This window comes from Acinetobacter sp. YH12135, from assembly GCF_013418565.1.
In the GTDB taxonomy this organism is placed as follows: domain Bacteria; phylum Pseudomonadota; class Gammaproteobacteria; order Pseudomonadales; family Moraxellaceae; genus Acinetobacter; species Acinetobacter towneri.
In genome coordinates, this window is the sequence record NZ_VPBU01000001.1 from 299,504 (window position 1) to 322,805 (window position 23,302).

At 41.7% G+C, this 23,302-nt stretch carries 21 protein-coding genes; 7 read left to right on the forward strand and 14 right to left on the reverse strand.

What is annotated here, in order from left to right; genetic code table 11:
- Positions 1-173: 173 nt before the first annotated feature.
- The 3 genes from ubiA to glnA form a co-directional block, all read right to left on the reverse strand.
- Positions 174-1,052 (reverse strand): 4-hydroxybenzoate octaprenyltransferase, encoded by an 879-nt coding sequence (gene ubiA / locus FTU70_RS01420; protein ID WP_178318581.1) that lies wholly within the window; start codon positions 1,050-1,052, stop codon positions 174-176.
- Positions 1,053-1,066: 14 nt separating this feature from the next.
- Positions 1,067-1,555 (reverse strand): chorismate lyase, encoded by a 489-nt coding sequence (locus FTU70_RS01425; RefSeq protein ID WP_004971911.1) that lies wholly within the window; start codon positions 1,553-1,555, stop codon positions 1,067-1,069.
- A gap of 207 nt (positions 1,556-1,762) precedes the next feature.
- A complete protein-coding gene (gene glnA / locus FTU70_RS01430) occupies positions 1,763-3,178 on the reverse strand; it encodes a type I glutamate--ammonia ligase (protein ID WP_171287402.1) in 1,416 nt (471 codons plus the stop codon).
- Between the two features lie 875 nt (positions 3,179-4,053).
- Here glnA and FTU70_RS01435 point away from each other — a divergent pair.
- From FTU70_RS01435 to folE, 5 genes are all read left to right on the forward strand, one after another.
- Positions 4,054-4,638: an aminodeoxychorismate/anthranilate synthase component II gene (locus FTU70_RS01435; RefSeq protein ID WP_004971915.1), complete on the forward strand. Its 585-nt coding sequence runs from the start codon at positions 4,054-4,056 to the stop codon at positions 4,636-4,638.
- Between the two features lie 17 nt (positions 4,639-4,655).
- A complete protein-coding gene (trpD, locus tag FTU70_RS01440) occupies positions 4,656-5,702 on the forward strand; it encodes an anthranilate phosphoribosyltransferase (protein ID WP_004971918.1) in 1,047 nt (348 codons plus the stop codon).
- 21 nt (positions 5,703-5,723) lie between these two features.
- A complete protein-coding gene (gene trpC / locus FTU70_RS01445) occupies positions 5,724-6,530 on the forward strand; it encodes an indole-3-glycerol phosphate synthase TrpC (RefSeq protein WP_104853201.1) in 807 nt (268 codons plus the stop codon).
- 16 nt (positions 6,531-6,546) lie between these two features.
- Positions 6,547-7,236 carry a Smr/MutS family protein gene (locus FTU70_RS01450; protein ID WP_104853200.1) on the forward strand — a complete coding sequence of 230 codons (690 nt, stop codon included), beginning with the start codon at positions 6,547-6,549 and terminating at the stop codon, positions 7,234-7,236.
- A 93-nt stretch (positions 7,237-7,329) separates the two neighbouring features.
- A complete protein-coding gene (gene folE, locus FTU70_RS01455) occupies positions 7,330-7,878 on the forward strand; it encodes a GTP cyclohydrolase I FolE (RefSeq protein WP_171062567.1) in 549 nt (182 codons plus the stop codon).
- A 98-nt stretch (positions 7,879-7,976) separates the two neighbouring features.
- Here the strand turns inward: folE and FTU70_RS01460 are convergent, their stop codons facing one another.
- The 5 genes from FTU70_RS01460 to hemE all read right to left on the reverse strand — a co-directional run bounded on the left by FTU70_RS01460 (position 7,977) and on the right by hemE (position 14,153).
- Entirely contained in the window at positions 7,977-9,332 is a 1,356-nt protein-coding gene (locus tag FTU70_RS01460; RefSeq protein ID WP_104853199.1) for a diguanylate cyclase, read from the reverse strand.
- A gap of 105 nt (positions 9,333-9,437) precedes the next feature.
- Complete coding sequence (locus FTU70_RS01465; RefSeq protein ID WP_179990135.1) at positions 9,438-11,387, reverse strand: DUF4105 domain-containing protein; 1,950 nt, start codon at positions 11,385-11,387, stop codon at positions 9,438-9,440.
- A gap of 93 nt (positions 11,388-11,480) precedes the next feature.
- Positions 11,481-11,951 (reverse strand): DUF3015 family protein, encoded by a 471-nt coding sequence (locus FTU70_RS01470; RefSeq protein ID WP_104853198.1) that lies wholly within the window; start codon positions 11,949-11,951, stop codon positions 11,481-11,483.
- 237 nt (positions 11,952-12,188) lie between these two features.
- Positions 12,189-13,010 (reverse strand): DUF817 family protein, encoded by an 822-nt coding sequence (locus tag FTU70_RS01475; RefSeq protein ID WP_154320930.1) that lies wholly within the window; start codon positions 13,008-13,010, stop codon positions 12,189-12,191.
- A gap of 72 nt (positions 13,011-13,082) precedes the next feature.
- Positions 13,083-14,153 (reverse strand): uroporphyrinogen decarboxylase, encoded by a 1,071-nt coding sequence (gene hemE / locus FTU70_RS01480; RefSeq protein ID WP_104853196.1) that lies wholly within the window; start codon positions 14,151-14,153, stop codon positions 13,083-13,085.
- Between the two features lie 272 nt (positions 14,154-14,425).
- On the opposite strand from hemE, the gene FTU70_RS01485 reads away from it, so the two are divergent.
- Together FTU70_RS01485 and FTU70_RS01490 are read left to right on the forward strand one after the other, a co-directional pair.
- Positions 14,426-15,670: a L,D-transpeptidase family protein gene (locus FTU70_RS01485; RefSeq protein WP_004971948.1), complete on the forward strand. Its 1,245-nt coding sequence runs from the start codon at positions 14,426-14,428 to the stop codon at positions 15,668-15,670.
- 202 nt (positions 15,671-15,872) lie between these two features.
- Positions 15,873-16,565 carry a pirin family protein gene (locus FTU70_RS01490; RefSeq protein WP_004971950.1) on the forward strand — a complete coding sequence of 231 codons (693 nt, stop codon included), beginning with the start codon at positions 15,873-15,875 and terminating at the stop codon, positions 16,563-16,565.
- A gap of 138 nt (positions 16,566-16,703) precedes the next feature.
- Here the strand turns inward: FTU70_RS01490 and FTU70_RS01495 are convergent, their stop codons facing one another.
- From FTU70_RS01495 to FTU70_RS01520, 6 genes are all read right to left on the reverse strand, one after another.
- Positions 16,704-17,759: an ArsO family NAD(P)H-dependent flavin-containing monooxygenase gene (locus FTU70_RS01495; protein WP_373424807.1), complete on the reverse strand. Its 1,056-nt coding sequence runs from the start codon at positions 17,757-17,759 to the stop codon at positions 16,704-16,706.
- 240 nt (positions 17,760-17,999) lie between these two features.
- The gene (locus FTU70_RS01500; RefSeq protein ID WP_004971953.1) at positions 18,000-18,872 is read right to left on the reverse strand and encodes a transporter; all 873 of its coding nucleotides are present in this window, start codon (positions 18,870-18,872) and stop codon (positions 18,000-18,002) included.
- Between the two features lie 155 nt (positions 18,873-19,027).
- A complete protein-coding gene (gene catA, locus FTU70_RS01505) occupies positions 19,028-19,948 on the reverse strand; it encodes a catechol 1,2-dioxygenase (protein ID WP_004971957.1) in 921 nt (306 codons plus the stop codon).
- Between the two features lie 200 nt (positions 19,949-20,148).
- Entirely contained in the window at positions 20,149-21,210 is a 1,062-nt protein-coding gene (locus FTU70_RS01510) for an NADH:ubiquinone reductase (Na(+)-transporting) subunit F (RefSeq protein ID WP_004971960.1), read from the reverse strand.
- A 68-nt stretch (positions 21,211-21,278) separates the two neighbouring features.
- Positions 21,279-21,641: a phenol hydroxylase subunit P4 gene (locus tag FTU70_RS01515; protein WP_104853300.1), complete on the reverse strand. Its 363-nt coding sequence runs from the start codon at positions 21,639-21,641 to the stop codon at positions 21,279-21,281.
- 117 nt (positions 21,642-21,758) lie between these two features.
- On the reverse strand, positions 21,759-23,285 hold the full coding sequence (locus FTU70_RS01520; RefSeq protein ID WP_004971966.1) for an aromatic/alkene/methane monooxygenase hydroxylase/oxygenase subunit alpha: 1,527 nt from the start codon (positions 23,283-23,285) through the stop codon (positions 21,759-21,761).
- Positions 23,286-23,302: the final 17 nt, after the last annotated feature.

Sequence of the window (23,302 nt, forward strand, 5' to 3'; positions counted from 1 at the left end):
AAAATGAGGCTCAATATATCAGAGTAATGCTGATTGTGCTTTGTGCATAAGTACGCACGTTCTAATGCTCAGTTTAATTTTTAACAGCAAAAATTGATCAGCGATCGAATAAAAAAGCACCTGACCAAACTACCATCAGATGCTTTGCTCAGTTTTTTATCGCACAGAAATATTTACATTAAAGCCAATACAATTCCCACAAAAATAATCAGCCCTACCCAACGGTTATGACGAAATGCCCAAAAACAGCGTTGCGGGTCTTTATCTTTGGTTTTACTCCATTGGTATATAAAGTCTGCAACCACAACCAGTAATGCCGCTAAACCAAACGGAATCAGTAAATTTTCTAACCACAATGCCGTACCAATCAAAAGTACACTGCCCGCTTGCAACAATGAAATAATCTGAATGTCATAGCGACCAAATAAAATTGCGGTAGATTTCACCCCAATTTTCAAATCATATTCACGGTCAGTAATTGCATATTGGGTGTCATAAGCCACAGTCCACGCCAAATTGCCAAAATACAATAACCAACAAGTAAGATCAGGCGTTGCACCTACAGCGGTATAAGCCATCGGGATAGACCATGAAAATGCAGCTCCCAAGAACACTTGCGGCAAATGAGTGTAGCGTTTCATAAACGGATAAATAAACGCTAAAAATAATGCCCCAAATGACCAATAAAAAGTTTCAATCGGTAAGAACAACAACATGGCTGCGCTAAGTGCAACCAAACCCAAGAATACATAAATGGCTTCTTTGGCACTAATCACACCCGTGGCTAAAGGACGTGTTTTGGTACGCTCCACATGACCATCCACCTTACGGTCAGCAAAGTCATTAATGGCACAGCCTGCAGCGCGCATAAAAATTGTGCCCAGAATCATAGGGATTAATATCCCGATAGACGGCATGCCCTGATTAGCAATCCACAAGGCCCACATGGTTGGCCAAAACACCAGTTCTGTGCCAATCGGTTTATCGAAACGACACAAATAATAATATGCTTCTAAACGCTCACGCCACGTGATCTGCTGTGCCAATGCCATACCAATCTCGTATCTTAATGTTGTTGAATAAATTGCTCAAAACGCGGTAAAAAAGTTTCTTGCACAATAAATTTACAGCCATGCCAAGTATAGCAACTCTGTCGTGTCCAGCCTTCATCGAGCAAAACCACACGCCTTTGACACAACGGATTGGTACGCTGAAATAAAAACCAGCCAATGGGTTTATTGCCAATATGCTGAAATAAACGGGCTTTGCTTTGCAAACTTAGAATCGGAAAAATACTTTTGGCTTTGACCCATGGCTGTTCATCACACCCATATAAATAGCTTTCACGCACCCATGAAGTGTGCCAATGTGGCATTTGCATCCACTGGGCATCTTGTAAATTTAAACGCTGAAAAGATTGCTGCAGTGGTTCAACTTTAAATTGTCCGCCTGCGAGCTGAGTCAGTTGTTGGGTCAAAGAACCTGCTGCATATAGCCATGTTTTTAATTCAGAAGGCAGATTTGCCTGCTTGGGAAAAATAGGCTGTGTTCGCATGTTCCGCCACCTTAACAAGATAGCCTAGTGTAGCCCAAATTTAGGCAAAGTTTTGTGACCGATGGCGCAATTCCCTGCAATTATCCAAAAAAATTAAGCGAATTCTTATATTTTGATAAAATCCATGCCAATTCAAAACCATGATTGCACCATCTAAAACAAAAAACCCGCCGAAGCGGGTTTTTCAAATTTAAGATTTTTGATGTATTACAAGCTGTAGTACATATCAAATTCAACTGGGTGAGTCGTCGTGTTCAAACGACGTACATCTTCAGTTTTCAATTCGATATAAGCATCAAGCATGTCTTTGGTGAATACACCACCTTTTAATAAATAGTCGTGATCTTCTTTCAAAGCATCAAGCGCCATTTCTAGGTTGTGTGCCACAGTTGGGATTTTTGCTTCTTCTTCAGGCGGAAGGTCATACAAGTTTTTATCTGCAGCTTCACCTGGGTGAATCTTGTTTTGAATACCGTCAAGACCCGCCATCAACAATGCCGCAAAACCTAAGTACGGGTTCATCATTGGATCAGGGAAACGCGCTTCAATACGTTTGCCTTTCGGGCTAGACACGTAAGGAATACGAATAGATGCAGAACGGTTACGCGCTGAGTAAGCCAACATAATTGGTGCTTCAAAGTGCGGTACTAAACGCTTATATGAGTTGGTCGATGGGTTAGTCAACGCGTTCAAAGAGCGGGCATGTTTGATAATACCGCCAATGAAGTACAACGCCATTTCTGACAAACCTGCGTATTCATCGCCTGCGAATAAGTTTTTGCCATCTTTAGAGATAGACATGTGTACGTGCATACCTGAACCGTTATCGCCTACCATTGGTTTAGGCATAAAGGTTGCAGTTTTTGCATATTGATGCGCAACGTTCCAAACTGCATATTTGAACTGTTGCACTTCGTCAGCCTTACGCACCATAGTATTGAAGCTCACACCAATTTCTAACTGGCAAGATGCAACTTCATGGTGATGTACTTCTACACGACCAGGCCCCATGATTTCTTCAATTTTTGCACACATATCTGCACGCATATCTTGAGAAGAATCTACTGGTGGTACTGGGAAATAACCGCCTTTCACACGTGGACGGTGACCTGAGTTACCAGCTTCGTAGTCTTTACCTGTAGACCATGCAGCTTCTTCAGCGATTAATGTGTGGCGCGCGCCAGACATATCGATGTCCCATTTTACTTCGTCAAATACGAAGAATTCTGGTTCTGGACCAAAGAAAGCAGTATCACCAATACCTGTCGATTTTAAATATTCTTCAGCACGGCGAGCAATAGAGCGTGGATCGCGATCATAGCCTTGACCTGTCGATGGTTCGATAACATCACACGTTACAACCACTGTTGGTTCTGCAAAGAACGGGTCAATAAAACCTGTGTTGGCATCTGGGCGTAAGATCATGTCTGATGCTTCGATTCCTTTCCAGCCTTCAATTGAAGAACCATCAAACATTTTACCGTCTTCAAAGGTATCTTCATCGATACTGTCTGCAGGATAAGTTACGTGCTGCTCTTTACCCTTAGTATCTGTAAAGCGGAAATCGACCCATTTTGCACCACTTTCTTGGATGAGTTGAAGGACCTTGTTCGCCATGCTCATTTTGCTCCGATGTTTTTTGTTGCACCCGAAAGTGCGTGTTAGTAGTTGGCAGTTATTAAGCAATTAGCGTACCAACTTTTAAAAGCAAAGCTAAAACCATGAATTCCGTATGAGAATACATCATTTAAAAAAATTACTTTGTCTCTATTATACTGTCAGAAATACGATTTGCACCATATTCAAACACTGTTCATTTGATTTGATTTAAAACTGCAAAACATAGCACCATTTTAGTGCATTTATGTTTTATTTCTGTTGAATTGTAGATCAAAAAATAGCTCAAACAGTATCTATGCAAGCATTTTGCTGTGCCATGGTTGTATTGAGCAATTCAAATTATCCGACCAATCTTAAACAACACTTTATTTTTTATTGAGCAAAAATAATAAGATCGTTTAAAAATCCTAAACCTGTATTATTTTCGATCAAGCTGATTGAAAATATCTATACTGCAGATTTGTATTTTCTATCGAAACGCTGCACTCAAACTACCTGACGTGAACCGCTAATAACATGCGCCATGATGCTACTTTTTAGCGCATTTTTTACGTTATCTATAAGTGTGAAGCTAAAATATGACTGCTGAATGACCCTGTTTGATCATGTGTTCATTTCTTTCAGATCAAACTTGAACAATGTGTAATAAGCTTTGAAAATCTATGAACTGGTGAATGCGCTGATAAGCTTTAACAGGGATTATCATATAAATAGTCCGCAGAAAATGCTTATTTTTTGCTATGATGATAAGCGCTTCCTTATTCCACCTTCTTTTCGACAAGAAAAATAAAGTCCTTTCTCATTATAGGCGCAGGAATAAAGCAAATTATCTCAGACTCTTTAGCACTTAAAGTGTTCAATTTTCAATAGGTTAGCTCATGCTTTTAATGATCGATAATTATGACTCTTTTACCTACAACATCGTCCAGTATTTTGGCGAGTTAAATCAGGAAGTAAAAGTCGTTCGTAATGATGCCGTGACATTAGAAGATATTGAGCGATGGCAACCCAAGTATTTGGTGATTGGCCCAGGCCCTTGTTCTCCATCTGAAGCAGGGATTTCTATTCCTGCCATTCAGCATTTCGCAGGCAAAATTCCGTTACTGGGCGTGTGTTTAGGACACCAAAGTATCGGACAAGCCTTTGGTGGAAACATTGTGCGCGCTAAAACCGTGATGCATGGTCGTTTATCGGATATGTACCACAGCAACACAGGTATTTTTAGCAATCTGCCTTCACCATTTTCTGCAACCCGTTACCACTCTTTGGTGATTGATCAAGCAACCTTGCCAGATTGTCTGGAAGTGACATGCTGGACCAAAGAAGCAGATGGTTCGATGGAAGAAATTATGGGCGTGAAGCACAAAACTTTGCCTGTTGAAGGCGTGCAATTTCACCCCGAATCGATCCTGAGCCAACACGGTCATCAAATCTTTAAAAACTTTTTGGAAATTTACGCATAATGAGCGAGTCAAATCACATGAATATTCAACAAGCACTCAACCATATTACAAAACAAATTCACCTGACTCAGCCTCAAATGGAAGATGTGATGCGCGCGATTATGTCGGGCGAAGCAACAGACGCTCAAATTGGTGCATTGATGATGGGCTTACGCTTAAAAGGCGAAAGCATTGATGAAATTACTGCTGCTGCACGTGTAATGCGTGAATTTGCCATCAAAATTGATGTCAGCGATATTCCTTACCTCGTGGATATTGTCGGCACAGGTGGCGATGGTCAAAACCTATTTAACGTATCTACCGCCTCTTCCTTTGTCATTGCAGCTGCAGGTGCAACCATTGCCAAACACGGTAACCGTGGGGTTTCAACCAAATCAGGCTCATCTGACTTACTTGAGCAAGCAGGCATTAATCTTGACTTAAACATGCAACAAACTGAACGCTGTATTCGTGAAATGGGCGTAGGTTTCTTGTTTGCACCGAATCATCACAAAGCCATGAAATATGCGGTTACCCCGCGTAAAGAGTTGGGTATTCGCAGTATTTTCAACTTGCTTGGGCCATTGACTAACCCTGCGGGTGTAAAGCGTTTTGTCATTGGGGTGTTTAGCAATGAATTATGCCGCCCGATTGCAGAAGTGATGAAACAGCTCGGTGCTGAGCATGTCATGGTGGTGCATTCTAAAGATGGTTTAGATGAAATTAGCCTTGCTTCGAGCACTTATGTTGCAGAACTCAAAGATGGTGAAATTACCGAATGGGAACTTACCCCTGAAAGCGTGGGAATTGAATCTCAAACTTTAACAGGACTGATTGTAGAAAACTCTGCTGAAAGCTTGAGTTTGATTAAAGATGCTTTAGGCAAAAACAAATCAGACAAAGGCGAAAAAGCGGCCAATATGATTGCACTCAATGCGGGTGCGGGTATCTATGTTTCGGGTCTAACTACAAGCTACAAACAAGGTGTCGCTTTGGCACATGACATTATTTATGGTGGACAAGCTTTGGAAAAAATGGGCGTGTTGTCTGAATTTACCAAAACGCTCAAACAGTACGAAGCATAAAGCAAATCAGGAAGGTGCATCATGGTGGATATTAGCAATACCATTTTAGGTAAAATTGTAGAACGTAAAAAAGAAGAGTTTGCCGAGCGTTTAAAACAACGCAGTTATGCAGACCTAGAACAATTGGCACGTGCAGCAACACCTGCACGTGGCTTTGCACAAGCCTTGCATAACAAACGCCCAGCGGTGATTGCGGAAATTAAAAAAGCATCACCATCTAAAGGCATTATTCGTGAAAACTTTGACCCTGCCGAAATTGCACAGCAATATGAAGCCGCAGGCGCAGCCTGTTTATCTGTGCTGACTGATGTCGATTTCTTTCAGGGTGCAGATGAAAATATTCAGATTGCCCGTTCACACTGTAACTTGCCTGCTCTGCGTAAAGATTTCTTGATTGATCCGTATGGTGTGGTGGAAGCACGTGCCTTACATGCAGACTGTGTGTTATTGATTGTATCTTGCTTATCTGACCAACAGTTGGAAGAAATGTCGGAAACGGCTTTTGAACATCACTTAGATGTGTTGGTTGAAGTGCATGATGAAAATGAATTGGAACGTGCTTTGAATCTTTCAGAGCGTTGTATTTTAGGGGTCAATAACCGAAATTTAAAAACCTTTGAAGTCGATTTAAACACCTCATTGCGTTTAAAAAACTTGTTGCCGCCTGCGCGTTTATTGGTCACTGAAAGTGGTATCGCCACACCAGAAGATGTCCGCATGATGCAAGACCATGAGATTCACAGTTTCTTGGTCGGTGAAAGTTTTATGAAACAAGCACGTCCTGACCATGCCTTTACGGCACTGTTTGGTCAGCCTGAAAATCTATAATCCAATTTGAAATACCATGAGTAAACATGATTCTTCGCTTTCTAAAGAACAGTACAATTTACTAAAATCTTTTAAAAAGCAAATCACTCAGCCTCATACTTCAAGCATTGCCAAGCCGTCTGAACCCAAAGTTCAGACGCCTGAGCAACAACAGGAAGATGATCTCGCATTGTTTCGTCAGCAAATGCAAGGCGTTCAAAAAATGGACGCAGGCAATATTGCAAAAATCGAACACACTGCCAAGAAAAAACCAGATGCCCAAACGCTGGCCAAACGTGCAGCAGCCATAGGCCCTATGGAAACCGATGATACCTTGCTGTCCGATACGCAAGCCATGCTTAACCCTGTGGGCAGCCAAGCTTCGCTGAGCTATCGCATTGCAACTTTGCAACATAAAGTCTTTGAAGATTTAAAAGCAGGCAACTTACGCTGGTTTGAAGCTGTTGATTTGCACGGTTGTACGGTAGAAGAAGCGCGGGTAGCCGTTTTGCAAATCATTCAAATGGCTAAAGATGAAAACCAGAACGTGATTAAAATTGTGCATGGCAAAGGCCCTGAAGCCATTTTAAAAACTTATGTAAATGGCTGGCTGCGTCAGCATCGTGATGTTTTGGCTTTTGTGAGTGCGCCTGAAAAACAAGGTGGCACTGGTGCAGTTTTAGTGTTGCTTAAACGCAGCGAAAAGAACCCAAAGTTTAAACAGTAATCGGTTTCATCTTTTAAACAAGGCATTGCAATAGTTTTCTGTTACAATGCCGACCTTGTTCAATATCAGTGTAAGTGAACACGTCTTATGTCTATGCAGCAATCCTACGCAAACATCCTAACCGCCGTTGGTGAAGATCTTAATCGTCCAGGTCTAAAAGATACGCCGATGCGTGCTGCTAAAGCTTTTTCGTATTTAACTTCGGGCTATAGCCAAACCTTAGCCGAAGTGACCAATAATGCCGTATTTCCATCCGACAACCGTGAAATGGTCTTGGTGAAAAATATTGAGTTCTACTCACTGTGTGAACATCATTTATTGCCATTTTATGGTCGCGTGCATATCGCCTATTTACCTGAAGGTAATGTTTTAGGCTTGTCTAAATTTGCCCGTATTACCGAAATGTTTGCACGTCGTTTGCAAATTCAGGAAAATCTGACTCAGCAAATTGCGGAAGCTGTGGCTGAAGTGACCAAAGCACGCGGTGTTGCTGTGGTGATTGATTCAGCCCATATGTGCATGATGATGCGCGGTGTAGGCAAACAGGAATCGACCACACGTACCGTATCTTTTGTAGGTGACTTTAAAACAGATAAAGAAGCCCGTCGTGAATTTTTAAGTGCGGTGCCTGAGAGTTTTTAAATTGTGGCTAAGTTCCTCAATCAAATAAAAAATCCCGAAATTTATGTTCGGGATTTTTGGGTTTTAGATTAAAAAATTAGCTTGATACATCTTCAGATTCAACCTACAGACACATTGTTGCGTCCATTATTTTTTGCCATATACAAGGCTTTATCCACTTCTTCAAAAAAACGTTGATAGTCTGGATGCCCATCATATTCATGCACACCTATACTAATGGTAAAGTTAAATTCTTCACCTGTTGATGTTTTTAATGTGGCTTTTTCGACACGTTTACGAATATTTTCAGCGACTACCAAGGCACGATCAATGGTGGTATCAATCTGTAACAGTAAAAATTCTTCGCCGCCAATTCGGAAGGCATAGTCACTGCCTTTTGCATATTGCAAAATCACATCAGCTAAAAACTGTAATGCATCATCTCCTGCTGCATGTCCATAACGGTCATTGATTGATTTAAAATGATCGGCATCTATCGCCAACAATGTTAAAGGCGAATTATTTTTTCGTGAAAAATTAATTTCACGGGACACGATGGTATTTAAATAACGGCGGTTGAGCAGTTGAGTTAAGGCATCATTGCCTGAATTGATATATTCAGACACCTGAAAAATTTGATCGACTAAATGCAAAATTTCACGATTCTTGGCACGAATGGATTGAATCATTTCAATTGCCTGTGCCTGACTTTCACATTGACCAATTTTCTGAATTAATTCATCCACCTGATAAATAAATTCAGTAATAGTTTGTACTTGTTCCGAACTTGAAAATGCATAAGCCGCTTTATGAATAAACCATAAACCAAATTCTGTTTTAGATAAAATCGGTTGCGTCATTTTGGTGTGATCGGACACCACCTGAAACATCAGTTCATTTTCCCAATCCAGCAAAGTTCCGCGTTGTCGATCTTTGTGCACGGCAACATCTTGCATGGCAGAAAATAAGCGATAGGTATGTTTCATATCATTATGTACTTCGACCTTCATTTCATAAGATCGGCACATAATTTCTGTGGCAAAGCATAAAATTTGGCTTAAATAATTAAACTGATTTAAGTTGCTATTGGCTTCTGTTGCAAAAAACTCAAAAGCCTTTTTTATAATAACGCGCACACCACGAATAATCAGCCAAGATGGAATTTGTACACGTGCATGCACATCGCCCACTTTAAATTGCTTTTCTACAATCTCGTTATAATTGTGTTGAAACGGAACTTCAAAACTGGAAATTAGCCACTGATATAAAGAGTTTTTTAAGCGATTCTTCACCATCTCTGCAGACAAAAATTCTGTCGCATGTTCTTCAAGCAACATTTGCTGATAGAACTCGATCACAAAATCTTCTGCATGTGCTTGAATAAACTGGAATGTCGCTTGCAAATCTTCTGGCTTAAATTGCTCGCAAATTGACTTCCATTGCTCTGCAAGCTCATGCGTACACTCTTGATACATCCACAACAACCCAGCCAAAAGAAACTGCTAAATTTTAACGGGTTTCACCAGCAACTCAACTTGTTTAGCTGGTTTTTTACAATTCAGTATAAATTCAACAGCTCTTTAAAAAAAATGCACATAGCCTAAACTGGTCTTGTTCCAGTCCTGTTTGTCCTGTTGTTGATATTCCCAACCCAATCGCAACACATGCTGCGGGTTGAGTACATATTGCAACTGGCTGTTCAGCTTAAATTGCCATTGGTGACGATCTTCCCAATACGGTAATTCAAGCTGAACCAAACTATTCATGCGTGCTGACCAGATATTTTGACAACCCAGTGTTGGGCCAATTCCAACACGCCAGCCTTTGTCTAAAGCCTTACCCGCTTGCACATGATTTTGAATTTGCACATAACACAAATGTTCACGCGCTTGATTAGCCACGCTATAACCAAACTGTGTTTTTAAACTTAAAACACCATGCTGTTCCGTTTCGCTAAAAGCCCCGTGCGAATTCAGGGCTTCTTGCTGCCAACCCAAATTAAAGCCCCAACTAAGTGGTGTTTTAAATGCGGTCATTGGGTTATAAGAGTTCACCGAGAGTAAATCTAACTGATTCAGTTTTAAGCGGTCTTCACGATATTGCACAGAAGCTTCTAAAAAGTTGAGTTGCGTCCCTGTACGAAAACCACCTTGCGGATCAAGTAAGTCATGGTAAGCCTGTCGATGACTCAACTCTACAAAATGCTCGCCTTGCACCTCGCCAGTACGCACAGCAAAGCTTCGTGCATGATGCCCCTGCACAGGATCGACCTGAGGGCGTGCGACATCCTGACGTTGTTTTTCTAAATTGATCTGACTTCTTAAACTTAAAATTTGTCTCAGTCGCGGTTGTGCAATTTTGGCTTCAATTTTGCGTCCAATCAGTTTCAGATACAAATCGTCATAAGCCATTTCCAGAATTTTAGCTTGATCGATTTGGCTGTGATTTTGCAAAACTGCCGCCACATTTTCAGGTTCTGCTTCGGCCACTTGATGGGCAGTTTTTGCCAACGCTGTGCCATGTTGTCTAGCTTGCGCCAATAACTGAGTTTCCAAAGCAGGACGATAGACAACATCTGCCACTAAATTTTCCTGCTCTACAGCTTTTAGTGTTTCAATTGGAATAGATGCGACTCTAAACTGCTGCTGTAAATTCAGCTCAGGGCGCACCAAATCCATTAAACCCAATAAGCGATAGGCACAATTATCACTGATAAAATAATACGGAAATTGCACATGCTTCATTTCCCAAATGTGCTGCACTAAAAATGTGGTTTCCTGCTCATTCAGTGCCAGTTCATATTCCCACAAATCTCGGCTTTCTAAATCGCCATATTCTTTTACTTTGCGGTAATACGGCATCAGTGAATATTCACCCGGATATTGCCCTGTAAGTCCTTTCCATGCATAAGACCAACCTTCGCTGCCCGTTACCGTTGCTGCATAATTGACAGCATAAGAAATTAAATTCAGTTGTTTTTGATCTTTTGGGTCTAAGCGCAATAAAGTATGCCCAAACATAGAACTTGGATTGCCCATAAAGTCTGTGGCATAAATCAGCACTGCTTTATAAGGTTTAATTTGTCCAATCCATTCGTCCAATTCAGGACATTGCACCTGTGCCAAATCTTGTTGAGGAATTTGTAATTGTTCAATTAACCAGCGGCTACGTGCAGGAAATTTACACTGCACCGATTGATTGGCAGGCGCTGTTTCAAATAATGCCTGCACATTGCGAAGTAACTCTTGGTTTAAATTGCTTCCGCCTTGTTCCGACACAAAATAGCCTGCATATTGCACTTCACTTTTGCCTTGCTGCGCATACATTAAACGCTGCCAAGTCACCTGTTCTGCCAAGTGTAGGTCTTTGGCTTTTTGCACATAATGTGCGGAAGATATTGCTAATTTATTTGTATTTTGTACTGTAGAAGTGGCTGTAAGTGGCTGAATCTGTATTGGAGATATTTCAGGAGATAACGCAAAAACCGTAGGAGATAAAAAAACTAAACTACTTAAAATAATGGATTTCATGGACATTTTATAAATTTTATATACATATTCAGGCTTAAACGTATTCTTGTGCTATAAAAAAGCCCTGCGAATAATGCAGGGCTTTATTCAAACTTAAACGTATGCTTTTAAAACGTCATCATTCGCCATCACGCTCTGTAAAGATGCCAATACTTCTAAAGAAGTCTGGTTTTCTGCAGAATAAATAGATGCAAAGTTTTGCTTAGAAACCGCAAAGAAATGTGCTTTATCTTCTGCTTTAATGCTTAATAATTCAGCCAATACGTTCAAGCTTTCGCCTTCACCAACTGCCATATCGCGTGCCAATGTTTCAGCATTTTCATTGGTAAATGTCACAACTTGTGCAGTTACTGTACCTGTACCGCTACAACCTAAAGTACCAAATGTGATACCAAACAATTGGTTTGCAAAAATACCGTTTGTAGTTGCTGCTAAAATTTTTGCAACTTTGCCAGACTGACCTGCCCAAACTTGAGAACCGATACCACAACCTGCATCACGGTCTGCAAATGCTGCTGTAGAACCCACTGCCAAGACAGCAGCCAATGCTAATTTTTTAATCATCGCCTTACTCCAGAGATTTATTATTCGAAAAATTATGCTTCGAATCGTTATTCTTTATTGCTATGTGTAATTTTTATTACACTATTTTAAGATAGCGAGATGTCACTCAGAAGGCAAAACATTTATCACAAAATCAGGCATTATTTTTGTGCATTTTTGTAGCGTCGATTGGTTTTTAGCTTAAAGATTGGTCTTAAATTTGAAAATAGATTTTAGTGTTGAAGATAGCATTTAGATTTACAGCTGCTGTTGATCCTCAGTTTTCAGTGTCCACTGCCCTTCTGCATCGCGATAACCCAAAATTTTCATGACCAGAACCAGACTCAGTAACAGCAATAAATACCACGAACCGAGTTTGCCCCAGCCGACCATGTGCCACGCATCGACCTGACTTGGATACAACCATATTTGATAAAAGGTGCTAATGTTTTCTGCGACCCAAATAATAAAAGCCAAAAGCATCAATACAGGCAACATTGGCAGTTGTAATTGAGACCGTTGTAATTGAAAACGAATTTTGGTTTTCCAGAAAATCACAACGCTCCACGCAAACAAGCCATAACGAATATCGGGGATAAAAAACTTGCTCATGAAGTTGATGTACGACAACACTGCCAAGGCCATCATATTGCTAAAAGTCGGCAAATTCCGTAAAGATACCCGATACAAACGCAAAGAACGCGCAAAGAAACTGCCAACTGCAGAATACATAAAGCCTGCAAAAAGCGGTACGGTCATAATTTTAAAGACAGCAGGTTGAGGATATTGCCACGATGCAATTTGTGGATGAGTTAAAAAAATTTCCATGATCATCGCTAAAATATGAAACAAAGCGATGACTTTGGCTTCTGCCCAAGATTCCAGTTTTAAATATAAAAGACAAACTTGAATAATTAAGGCATAGAATAATAAATAGTCGTAACGGAAAAATCCGAAATATTCCTGACTGCCCATTGAAGCAGTCAGGGCAAATGCAATCAGCAATAAAATTCCAAATAAGGCAGCCGAAGCTGCCTTAGTCGAAAACTCAACTCCTGACTTTAGCCATGTTATCCACATGATGTGACAACCTGACTGAAGCTGAGATTACACCGATACATCTACAAATGATCCATCTATATCATTGTGCGATTATAGATATTTGGCACTGTATTCATGAACCGTGTCGATAAATACTTTAGGACGTTCAGGGTCTACCCACTGGGTAATACCATGCCCTAAGTTGGCTACATAACCTGTTTTTTCACCATTGGCATAGGCATCATCTAGCATCGCACGTGTTGCTTTGGCAATTGCTTCAGGTGAACCGTACAAAGTGGCTGGGTCTAAGTTACCTTGCAATGCGGCACGACCACTCACCGTTTGACGTGCGACATTTAACGGTGTTGTCCAGTCCAGACCAAAAGCATCTGCACCTGTTGCAATCATTGGCTCCAGCCATTGACCGCCACCTTTGGTAAATAAAATAACAGGGATTTTACGTCCATCTTTTTCACGTTGCAGACCTGACACAATTTTCTGCATATAGTGGAGTGAAAATTCAAGATATTCACGATGGGCCAATGCACCGCCCCAACTGTCAAAAATTTGTACTGCCTGTGCACCTGCATCAATTTGTGCATTTAAGTATTCGGTCACTGCATCGGCCAGACAGTCTAATAGTGCATGTAAAACTTCAGGCTGTGCGTACATCATGTTTTTGGTGAAACGGAAATCTTTGCTTGAACCACCTTCAACCATATACGTTGCCAAAGTCCATGGACTACCTGAAAAACCAATTAAAGGCACTTGTCCGCCCAAAGCAGAACGAATGGTCGATACTGCATTCATGACATAGTCTAAGTCTGACTTGGCATTAAATTTAGGTAAATTGGCAACGTCTTGCTCGGTACGCACCGTTTTATGAAACTTTGGCCCTTCGCCTACTTCAAAATACAGACCTAAGCCTAATGCATCGGGTACAGTTAAAATATCTGAAAATAAAATAGCGGCATCTAATTCATAACGACGCAAAGGCTGTAAAGTCACTTCACAGGCAAATTCAGTATTTTTGCATAGAGAAAGAAAATCTCCTGCCTGCGCACGTGTAGCACGATATTCTGGTAAATAACGTCCTGCCTGACGCATCATCCATACGGGCGTGCAATCTACTGGCTCACGTAATAAGGCACGAAGAAAACGATCATTTTTTAAGGTCGTCATTTACTTTCCCAACTCATTTTCAATCTTGCAGCCATCATATCAAAAAGGTTGAAGTTTTAATAACTTCATTTCTTGCTCGTCTTTTTTAGCTTATTCTCAGTGTTCAAATTCAGCTTACGTTTATGTGAAATACATCACACAAACAAAAGTCACTGTAAAATTGGGGTTATCTTGCATATTTACACAAAACAACTACTGCATCTCCTTAGTTTTTCTGCAATACTTGGCTAGTTTTTATCTATGTAAATGAATAATTCTCAAGGTTGAATTACATGTTGGTTCGCACAATACTCGCAATGAGTTTAAGTTGCATTTTTGCAGGGACTACTTTTGCTGCATCTACTGCTGAACAACCGTTAAATCCACAAGTGATTAGCAATACCGCTATTGAAGATCCGATTGATCCTTTAGCGACAGAAGCATCGGCTGCACAAAATAATCTAAATGCAACAGACACTGCTATTACGCAACAAGAACAAAATGATTTAAATAAGGCTTCAAAAACCTTAGATGATCTACACAAAACTGAAGATACCACTGCCGATGTAGGCACTGCACCAACAAAAAGCTCTGCAAGCCAAACTGCTACATCCAACACAGCAGCACCAAAAGCTTCATGGACTTTAGATGGTTTAAATAATGCCACTTGGTATGAAAATATTGGTAAAGGTCAGTTCCCTGTGTATGCACGTGCACACGTGATGCTGAACAATTCACATGCTTCTCCAGGTGCAATTGATGGCACTAGTGGTAAGAACACCCTAAAAGCAATTGCATCATTCCAGCAAATGAATGGCATTAGCCCAACGGGTATTTTAACCAAAGAAACTTGGGATGCGTTGGTTGCACGTCAAGGTTCACGTCCTGCATTTGTAGAATACACGGTTACTGAAGCGGACTTAAAAGGTCCTTATGCGAAATCTATTCCGCATGACTATGCAGAACAAGCCAAAATGAAAGGCTTGTACTACACCCGCGTAAGTGAAATGTTAGGTGAAAAATTCCACATGGATGAAAATTTCTTAAAGAAATTAAATCCGAATGCAACATTTAATAAAGTGGGTGAAAAGTTATTGGTGACCAACGTTCGCAATGACTTACCTGAAGACATTCACCTGATTGTGGCGCACAAAGGTGCAAAACAACTGTATTTGTTCAACAAACAAAACCAAATGGTCGGCTCATTCCCAGCAACCATTGGCAGTGCAGATACTCCATCGCCAACAGGTACTTATAAAGTGACAGGTGTTGCACCAAACCCATGGTACAGCTATTCACCAAGTAACTTTATTCAGGGCAAAAACTTAAAACCGCTGTCTTTACCACCAGGCCCTAACGGCCCTGTGGGGAATATCTGGATTGGTTTAAGTAAAAAATCATTCGGTATTCACGGCACACCAAACCCATCGACCATTTCAAAAACGGCGTCGCATGGTTGTATCCGTTTAACCAACTGGGATGCAAACGATTTAGGTCGTAAAGTACGTTCTGGCGTGACTGTAAAATTCCTTGAATAATCAGTGATCGCTTTAAACCGCAAAAGACCCACGTTTTTACGTGGGTTTTTTAATGCCGCGATAAAACTCTAAAATGTCTAGGTTCTGCAAAAAATCTACACATGTTGCAATTTTAGAACGGCATGTTGCAGTTCGCCTCTAGGTCGGCTGCGGTGAAAAGATTAAGATGAGTTCAAGTTAAAAAAATGATAGGAGCATTATCATGAATGCTTATTTACACCGTAGTGAAGATCGTGGTCATGTGAAAATGGGGTGGTTAGACACCAAACATAGTTTCTCTTTTGGTAATTGGTATAACCCGAAATATATGGGTGTTAGTGCCTTACGTGTCATTAACGATGACCGTATTGCCGCACATAATGGTTTTGGTACTCACCCACACGACAACATGGAAATTTTGACTTGTGTATTAAGTGGTACGATTTCCCACCGCGACAGCATGGGCAATGAACGCCATATTACTGCAGGTGAATGGCAGTTAATGAGCGCAGGTACAGGCGTTCAGCACAGCGAAATTAACAATGGTGATGAAGAAGTACACATGCTGCAAATTTGGATTCAGCCGAATGTACGCGATGCAGAGCCGACGTATCAGCAAATTCAACGTGACCCAAATACAGCACCCAACCAGTGGCATTTAATTGTCGGCCCGAATGACAATGCCCCAATGCACATTCGTCAACAGGCAGAAGTAAAAGCAGCTGTTTTAGAAACTGGACATCGTTTAGAAGTTACAGCAACACAAGCGGTAAACTATGTGCATGTAATTCGTGGTGAAATCACCATTGGCGAGCAAACAGTTAAAGCGGGCGATGCTTTGTTATTTGCTGATAATGCTGTGATTGAAGCAAAAGAAGACAGCCAGTTCATTTGGTTTGATTTACCAAAACAGTAAGTCCTGACTGTCACCTTATTATGATTGAGCATCTTTAATTTTTTGAGTTACCCTCTTGCCCTCTTCTACAGAGGGCTTTTTTATGGCTGAAATTGCATGATTCATTTTTTAAACACAGTTTTTGTCACGTTAATGACTTTACGCTGTTGTCTGCAAATACGCAGCAATTTGCTCTGCCACATTCCGTGCGGTTCGGGAAACACCAATTAAAGTTGCCGAGGCTGCGCCTGTCCAATCGCCATAACCAACCAACCATAAATTTTGCTGTTGTAACGCTCGATTTTCTAACACATCGACTGTGCCTTGTGCATTAACCACATTCAAACTTTGTAAATGCGACAATGCTGCCTTAAAACCTGTGCACCAAATAATGGCATCAATTTCCTGTTCGCGCCCATCTGCCCAAACTGCACTATGTTCGGTTAAATAGTCAAATGGCGGCAGACCATGTAATACATCACGTTGCCGTGCTTCTTTGACACTTGGAATCATCACAATATCGCCCAAACCACCGATCGGTTGTTCAATACTGCGACCTTCCTGCTGGGCTTTTAAGCGCTCCGTGGCACGTAAAAATAAAACCCGTCCATCTACATCATCGGCTAAAAAACTTGGCGGTTGCTGTGTAACCCAAAAAGTTTCGGCCACTTTAGACACTTCTGCCAAAATTTGTGCGCCTGAGTTACCCCCGCCGACAATCATGACTCTTTTGCCCTGAAAAGCATTGGCATTGCGGTAATGAGCCGAATGAATTTGTGTGCCTAAAAAGCGTTCGCGTCCTGTATAAGCAGGAATAAAAGGCTGACTCCACGTTCCAGTAGCACTCACAGCGGCTTTGGCTCGCCAGCTTTGCTGTGCCGAACACACAATTAAATCATTGCCTTCCTTCAGGACTTTTTCGACCTGCACAGGACGCAGCACAGGAAATTGATAGCGTGTTTCATACGCTGTTAAATAGTCAATCACTTCTAATCGTTTCGGATATTCCTGTTCGGTTTTTGGCATTAACCAGCCGGACAAAGAACTCCATGTATTTGGAGAGAACAGCTGTAAAGAATCCCACGCATGTTGCCACGCACCGCCCGACTGCGTTTGATTATCCAAGATCAGAAAATTGATTTTTTGCCGTTTTAAAAAGTAAGCCGTGGCCAATGCTGCTTGTCCGCCACCAATAATAATTACATCGGCATCCATTATTTGATTCAAAATGGCTCTCCTGCTCGCAATACGCACCCTGTTGCTATGCCTAATCTTAGCGCATAAGTGCAACACGTGAGAGATTAAAAATTCAGTCCACCAAACTCAACTTATGGAAGCACGTAATTAGAAGCAAGCCATCTTGAAAAATGATGCTGCAAAAAAGCCAAGTCTTTCAACTTGACTTTGTTTTGTAAGATAGCTTGATGTGCAACACTGCAGAATCAGGTTCGGGCTTTAAAAAGCCCAAACCAATTTCAAAGTCGAAGAGTGTCCTTCAGGACGATGTTCCACTTCGGTTTCTTTCAAAAACTTTGCTTCCAAAGACCAATTATCACGTTTGTATTGAATCGCGGGACCAAAAGATAGAGCCTGTCCTTTATTGCCAATACTGACACCATTCACTTCATCATCTGTGGTTTGTTTAAATACATAACCTTCGAGTGCCAATTTGACTTGATCATTCAATTGATAACCGATTGCATAATCTCCAGCGAAATAATCCCCCGACTGATAATTTGTGTCGTCATTTTCACTGTTGAAGCTATAAGACATTTTGGTGGAAAACTCCCAACCTTGCGGCTGCAAATAAGAATACGCAAAGATAGGACGAATGGTGTTGTAGTTCTTACCTAAGTTGGCAACTACAGGACGTTGTGGATTGGCATCTTCATAATCGCCTGTTGCGAGCACACCTTCTAAAGCAGCTACACTGTGATGATTGCCTTTATGCCAACCCAACATGCTGCCAATAATCAAATCGCCCAAACCACTGTTAGAGTCTGACATGCCCATCACATTTAAACGCAAATCGACCAAAGGCTGTGCAGCATATAAACCCAACTGACCGCCTGCAATGTGTTGGGGGGTCATCCATACCAAACGTGGAATATAGACATTCACATCGGCATGGAAATTGTCTGGGCCGTCTTTAAACTCACTGGCATGATAGTTCTGATAGTAGTTGAGTAAGTATACCCCAGCTGGTGGTAAAGCCCCTGCTGCAATGCCTTCTGCGCCTAATCCAAATGTATCTAAACCGTTTTCTGTTGCATTGACGTGTGTCGCCATGACACCCAAAAGCATGAGTGCCCAAATTTTGTTATTCATAGAACATCCTATTCAATAGAAGTTTTGATGAAGTCTGCCTGCTGCGCCTGAATCATTCATGCGCGAACAGCCAACTTTTAAGGGCAGCATCAACAAAGAACTTGCTGATGCTGTATTGGCGAACGTGTTAAAACTTTGTGTTTTAAGGTGTGGGATTAAGCACTTGCACGACGACGTTCAACTTCAGTCGATGGTGCATTTGCAGTGTCTTTGACTAATTCAAAGTTAAAGGTGATGTGCTTAAATGGTTTGTCTAAACCACGGCGCTGAATTTCTGCAGCATCGGTCACATCTACCGCTGTTGCAACCAGACCTTCACGGGTCGCAAATGCGAAGTCATCCCACAGGTATTGATCACCTTCAATGTTAAATTGCGTAGTGAGTTTGCGGTAACCTGGTGCAGAAATGAAGTAATGCACGTGAGATGGACGGTTGCCATGACGACCTAGTTTGTTTAATAAAGCTTGAGTCGTGCCGTCTGGTGGGCAGCCATAACCGACTGGCATGGTCGTTTGCGCCACATATTTACCATTGGCATCACTGAAAATAGTACGGCGTAAGTTAAAGTCAGACTGAGATTTATCAAAGAATGAATAGTTACCTAAACCGTTGGCATGCCAAACTTCGACTTTGGCATTTTCAATGATATTGCCATTGGTGTCAGTGACTGTACCTTCAATAATTAACGTATCTAAATGGTCTGATTCTGAACCATCATCCATACGCGCAAAACCGACTGATTCAGGCGCACCTGCAACATAAAGTGGCCCTTCAATGGTACGTGGTGTACCGCCTGTTACGCCTGCTTTGGCATCGGCTTCATCGGCACGTAAATCTAGATAATGTTCTAAACCCAAACCTGCTGCAAGTAAACCAAGTTCATTGGCTTTGCCTGCATCGGTAATATATTCCAGACCTTTCCACACTTCTGAAGGCTGAATGTCTAAATCTTCAATGGCTTGAAATAAATCTGCCACTAAACGCACCACTATTTGCTGCACACGCTGATCGACAGGGCGTGTAGCGGTGTCTACGTTCATTTCCTTCACTAAAGTATCAATTTGTTGACGGTCCATGTAACTCTCCTTGGCTATTTTGGCTTTGCTGGTTGTCGCATTGCTATTTTGGCTTTTGACACTGCCTTACTGTGTTGATGATGGTGTCAGTGCTGAGCTAAATGCCTCAACACTGACCGACTTCCTTGGAAACTTTTTATCTATTGCAATTCGATAGGCTCAGTACAATATTGCAGCACCTATCCACTTTTAAATATGTGTTAAATATGTTTAAACAATGCTGAACGTGACTGACCACTTGCACCATCGGCAGCACTCAAGAAGCGTTCAGTGTGAATATCACGTTCAAACAAACGGCTTTGCATTAAGGTCGAAATTGCTGCATCAATCATGACTGGTGGGCCGCATAAATAGGCTTTGTGTCCACCGCAACGCTGCTCAAAATAATCGGCAACCGCTTCATGCACATAGCCTGTAAATCCTGTCCAATGGTCTTCTGCTTTAGGTGCATTTAATGCAGGAATGTAGCGGAAGTTTGGATAGTCTTTGACTAACTGCTCAAACAGTTCTCGGTTATATAATTCCGCAACATCACGCGCACCTTGGAATAGGTAAATGGTGCGGGTATCACCCGACTCTAGTAAGTCTAAAATCATAGATTGCGGGCTAGATAAACCTGAACCACCTGCAATAAAAATCGCATCCTGATCATCCGATTTACGTACAAAGAATTGTCCGTATGGCCCTGAAATTTCCAGTGCGTCGCCTGCCGCAAGCTGCTCATGCACATAGGTCGTAGCACTGCCGCCCACAACATGACGAATATGCAATTCAATAATGCCTAGTTCGCTTGGTGCATTGGCAATTGAGAAGGCACGAGTGCCTTCAATACCCGGGAATTGCACGTTAATGTATTGCCCTGCCTGAAACTCCATCGGGCGGTCTAACTGCAAGCGCACACCTTTAATGGTTGGAGATAAGTCCTTTACCTCAAGGACTTTGGCCTGATAATCCTGAACCAAATATCCCAAGAAATCTGGGTCTTCATCAACATCGGCTTCAATGGTCATGTCTGATTCAGGCTTACAGCAGCACGCCAACACTTTGTGTTCTTCACGTTCCAAATCCATCAGCGCGAAAGGTGACGCTTCGCCGACATCATAATAACCATCGGTGACTTGGACTTTACAAGTGCCGCAAGTGCCATGCCCACAAGCAAATGGCAACCACACGCCTTGACGTAACGCGGCATCTAAAATGGTTTGATCTTCTTCAACCTCAATGGTTGTGCCAATTGGCTCAATTGTGACTTGATAGCTCATCTGCGACCTCCTGTCTTGTACTTACTGACTGTGCTTTGCTGTCTTTATTTTGTTGTGATCTTACTGTTTTAAACGTGTGCGCCCTTGTACCCATTCAGTCCTGGGGTCACAAAACGCAGTAGTGATTTTTGATCGAAGCCAATTTCTGCCAAGGTCTGTTCAGGGCGTGGCTGAATTACCTGTTTGTTTAAAGTAAATTGCACTTCATCCCATTTAATGTTTTCAAAGTCAGGATGTTGATGGAAACCCGCCTGCATTTGCTGATCCAAAAATTCCTGAAAGGTTTGCTGCGGCGAAACCAACATGGCGTGTGCAGAACAATATAAAGTGTGATGATCCCAACCCACATACACCAAAATGTTGTCACCATAGTGTTTTTGTAGGTCGCGTGGTTCAAAGTCGTAATCTGGGCGAATAGCGCGTACTGACATGGTCATTCTCCGTATTGGGGTGGTTTGAGCCGCAAATGACTCAAACCGAAATCCTTTTAAATTTGAATCTTGAAATAACTTAAATTTTAGATATTTACTTTAGATAGTGAATGAGCGTTAAGCCGCATCACCTTTCCATTTTTTCCAGCGTTGCTGGTCTGGTGAACCTTCAATATCCAAGTTATCTGCACCGACATTGAAGCGATAATATTCGCGCAGCATGTTTTCCAAATCTAAGCCACCACAGTTGCCTTGTAGAATTTGGTTCACTGGCAACCATGCCTGCACATATTTTTCAGGTTCACGTTCAAAAATATCGTGACAACCATCTGAACAGGTGTGGTAACGCTCGCCTTTATAAACAGACTCACGATACGTAAACATGGTCGGATCGCCATCCATTTCGGTGAAAGTCATTGGCACTTGGCAAATTTGGCACAATTGCGGTAAGCCTGCGCTGTAGAAACGCTTGCCTTCTGCTTCCATCTTGCGTGCTAACTCCCACTTTGGACGGTAGTATTTGTCAAAGGTGTCTGGATATTTTTCAGATAACCAATCCATTTCCTGATCGGTTGGAATCCAAGTATGGAAACCTGCTGCATGACCGAAGTTATAGAAAATCCACCACGCTTGATGCGACACGTGTTCTTTTTCTTTGGTAATTACTTCTGAATATTTCGGCATACGAATACCGTAACGGCTCAAGTCTTTAAATAACGCACCGCCCGCTTCTTCAAAGTAGGTTTCCCACGCTTCTTTCCACGACATCACTTTGTTTGGCAGCATGTAGTCCATCATCATGCCAACTATAGATAACAGACGAGTCCCACGCCAGAACCACTTATCAATCCATTCCTGTACGATTGGCACGTTATCTTCGTGTTGTTCTAACAAGAATTTCACGATTTCTAGACCTAAAGTCATGTGACGTGCTTCATCGGACTGTGCACTAAAACCAAAGGTGACCGTTGCCATATCGCCATTGTGTGCTGCACCTGACATGAACGGTACGAACAACAAGTTGGTCAATACATATTCAAAGGCAAAGCTAATGGCTAACAAGAACTCAAACGGCCCTGCTGAACGCGCATCTTCAAAGAAAGATTTTGGTACAGACAAGTACCAAACGCGGTCATGCATGTGCGACCAATCCTGAAAACCATCAAAGAATTTGTTGTAATGGCTCATGGCATGAATTTGCGTCTGCACGTGACGTAATTCATCAATCGACTGCATTTGTGATGCGATACGTGCGCCTACACCACTGAACTGACGCCCTACATGTGCATAACCTTGGAATGCCTGATATTCAAGCGGAGTTACCGCAGTTAAAAACAGTTTGATGGCATTCAAATAACGCTCATTGGTCACGTTCATTTGACCGTTGTTTTGTGCAAAAGCATCAAAAATGGCGTAAAGTTTTTTCTCTTTTTCTGCCTGATACTTCCAGTAAGCATCCATGGTTAAACGGAATGGATCTTCCCATTTAGACCAGTCTGTAATTTTAATGCCTTCAAATTCTTCGTATGGAAAGGCTTCTTTGCGGTCTGCATAAGAAAAGTCCCAATCCAAGTCACGAGTAAGTGCGCGATAACGGTCTTTGGCATTCAGTTTTTTTGCTGGGGTTTTAACTTGTGAATTCATGCTCATCATCCTTAAAT

Coding starts and splice junctions, on each gene's coding strand:
- ubiA (WP_178318581.1), bottom strand. CDS start 1,052: ATGGCATTGGCACAGCAGATCACGTGGCGTGAGCGTTTAGAAGCATAT.
- FTU70_RS01425 (WP_004971911.1), bottom strand. CDS start 1,555: ATGCGAACACAGCCTATTTTTCCCAAGCAGGCAAATCTGCCTTCTGAA.
- glnA (WP_171287402.1), bottom strand. CDS start 3,178: ATGAGCATGGCGAACAAGGTCCTTCAACTCATCCAAGAAAGTGGTGCA.
- FTU70_RS01435 (WP_004971915.1), top strand. CDS start 4,054: ATGCTTTTAATGATCGATAATTATGACTCTTTTACCTACAACATCGTC.
- trpD (WP_004971918.1), top strand. CDS start 4,656: ATGAATATTCAACAAGCACTCAACCATATTACAAAACAAATTCACCTG.
- trpC (WP_104853201.1), top strand. CDS start 5,724: ATGGTGGATATTAGCAATACCATTTTAGGTAAAATTGTAGAACGTAAA.
- FTU70_RS01450 (WP_104853200.1), top strand. CDS start 6,547: ATGAGTAAACATGATTCTTCGCTTTCTAAAGAACAGTACAATTTACTA.
- folE (WP_171062567.1), top strand. CDS start 7,330: ATGCAGCAATCCTACGCAAACATCCTAACCGCCGTTGGTGAAGATCTT.
- FTU70_RS01460 (WP_104853199.1), bottom strand. CDS start 9,332: ATGTATCAAGAGTGTACGCATGAGCTTGCAGAGCAATGGAAGTCAATT.
- FTU70_RS01465 (WP_179990135.1), bottom strand. CDS start 11,387: ATGAAATCCATTATTTTAAGTAGTTTAGTTTTTTTATCTCCTACGGTT.
- FTU70_RS01470 (WP_104853198.1), bottom strand. CDS start 11,951: ATGATTAAAAAATTAGCATTGGCTGCTGTCTTGGCAGTGGGTTCTACA.
- FTU70_RS01475 (WP_154320930.1), bottom strand. CDS start 13,010: ATGTGGATAACATGGCTAAAGTCAGGAGTTGAGTTTTCGACTAAGGCA.
- hemE (WP_104853196.1), bottom strand. CDS start 14,153: ATGACGACCTTAAAAAATGATCGTTTTCTTCGTGCCTTATTACGTGAG.
- FTU70_RS01485 (WP_004971948.1), top strand. CDS start 14,426: ATGTTGGTTCGCACAATACTCGCAATGAGTTTAAGTTGCATTTTTGCA.
- FTU70_RS01490 (WP_004971950.1), top strand. CDS start 15,873: ATGAATGCTTATTTACACCGTAGTGAAGATCGTGGTCATGTGAAAATG.
- FTU70_RS01495 (WP_373424807.1), bottom strand. CDS start 17,759: ATGGATGCCGATGTAATTATTATTGGTGGCGGACAAGCAGCATTGGCC.
- FTU70_RS01500 (WP_004971953.1), bottom strand. CDS start 18,872: ATGAATAACAAAATTTGGGCACTCATGCTTTTGGGTGTCATGGCGACA.
- catA (WP_004971957.1), bottom strand. CDS start 19,948: ATGGACCGTCAACAAATTGATACTTTAGTGAAGGAAATGAACGTAGAC.
- FTU70_RS01510 (WP_004971960.1), bottom strand. CDS start 21,210: ATGAGCTATCAAGTCACAATTGAGCCAATTGGCACAACCATTGAGGTT.
- FTU70_RS01515 (WP_104853300.1), bottom strand. CDS start 21,641: ATGTCAGTACGCGCTATTCGCCCAGATTACGACTTTGAACCACGCGAC.
- FTU70_RS01520 (WP_004971966.1), bottom strand. CDS start 23,285: ATGAATTCACAAGTTAAAACCCCAGCAAAAAAACTGAATGCCAAAGAC.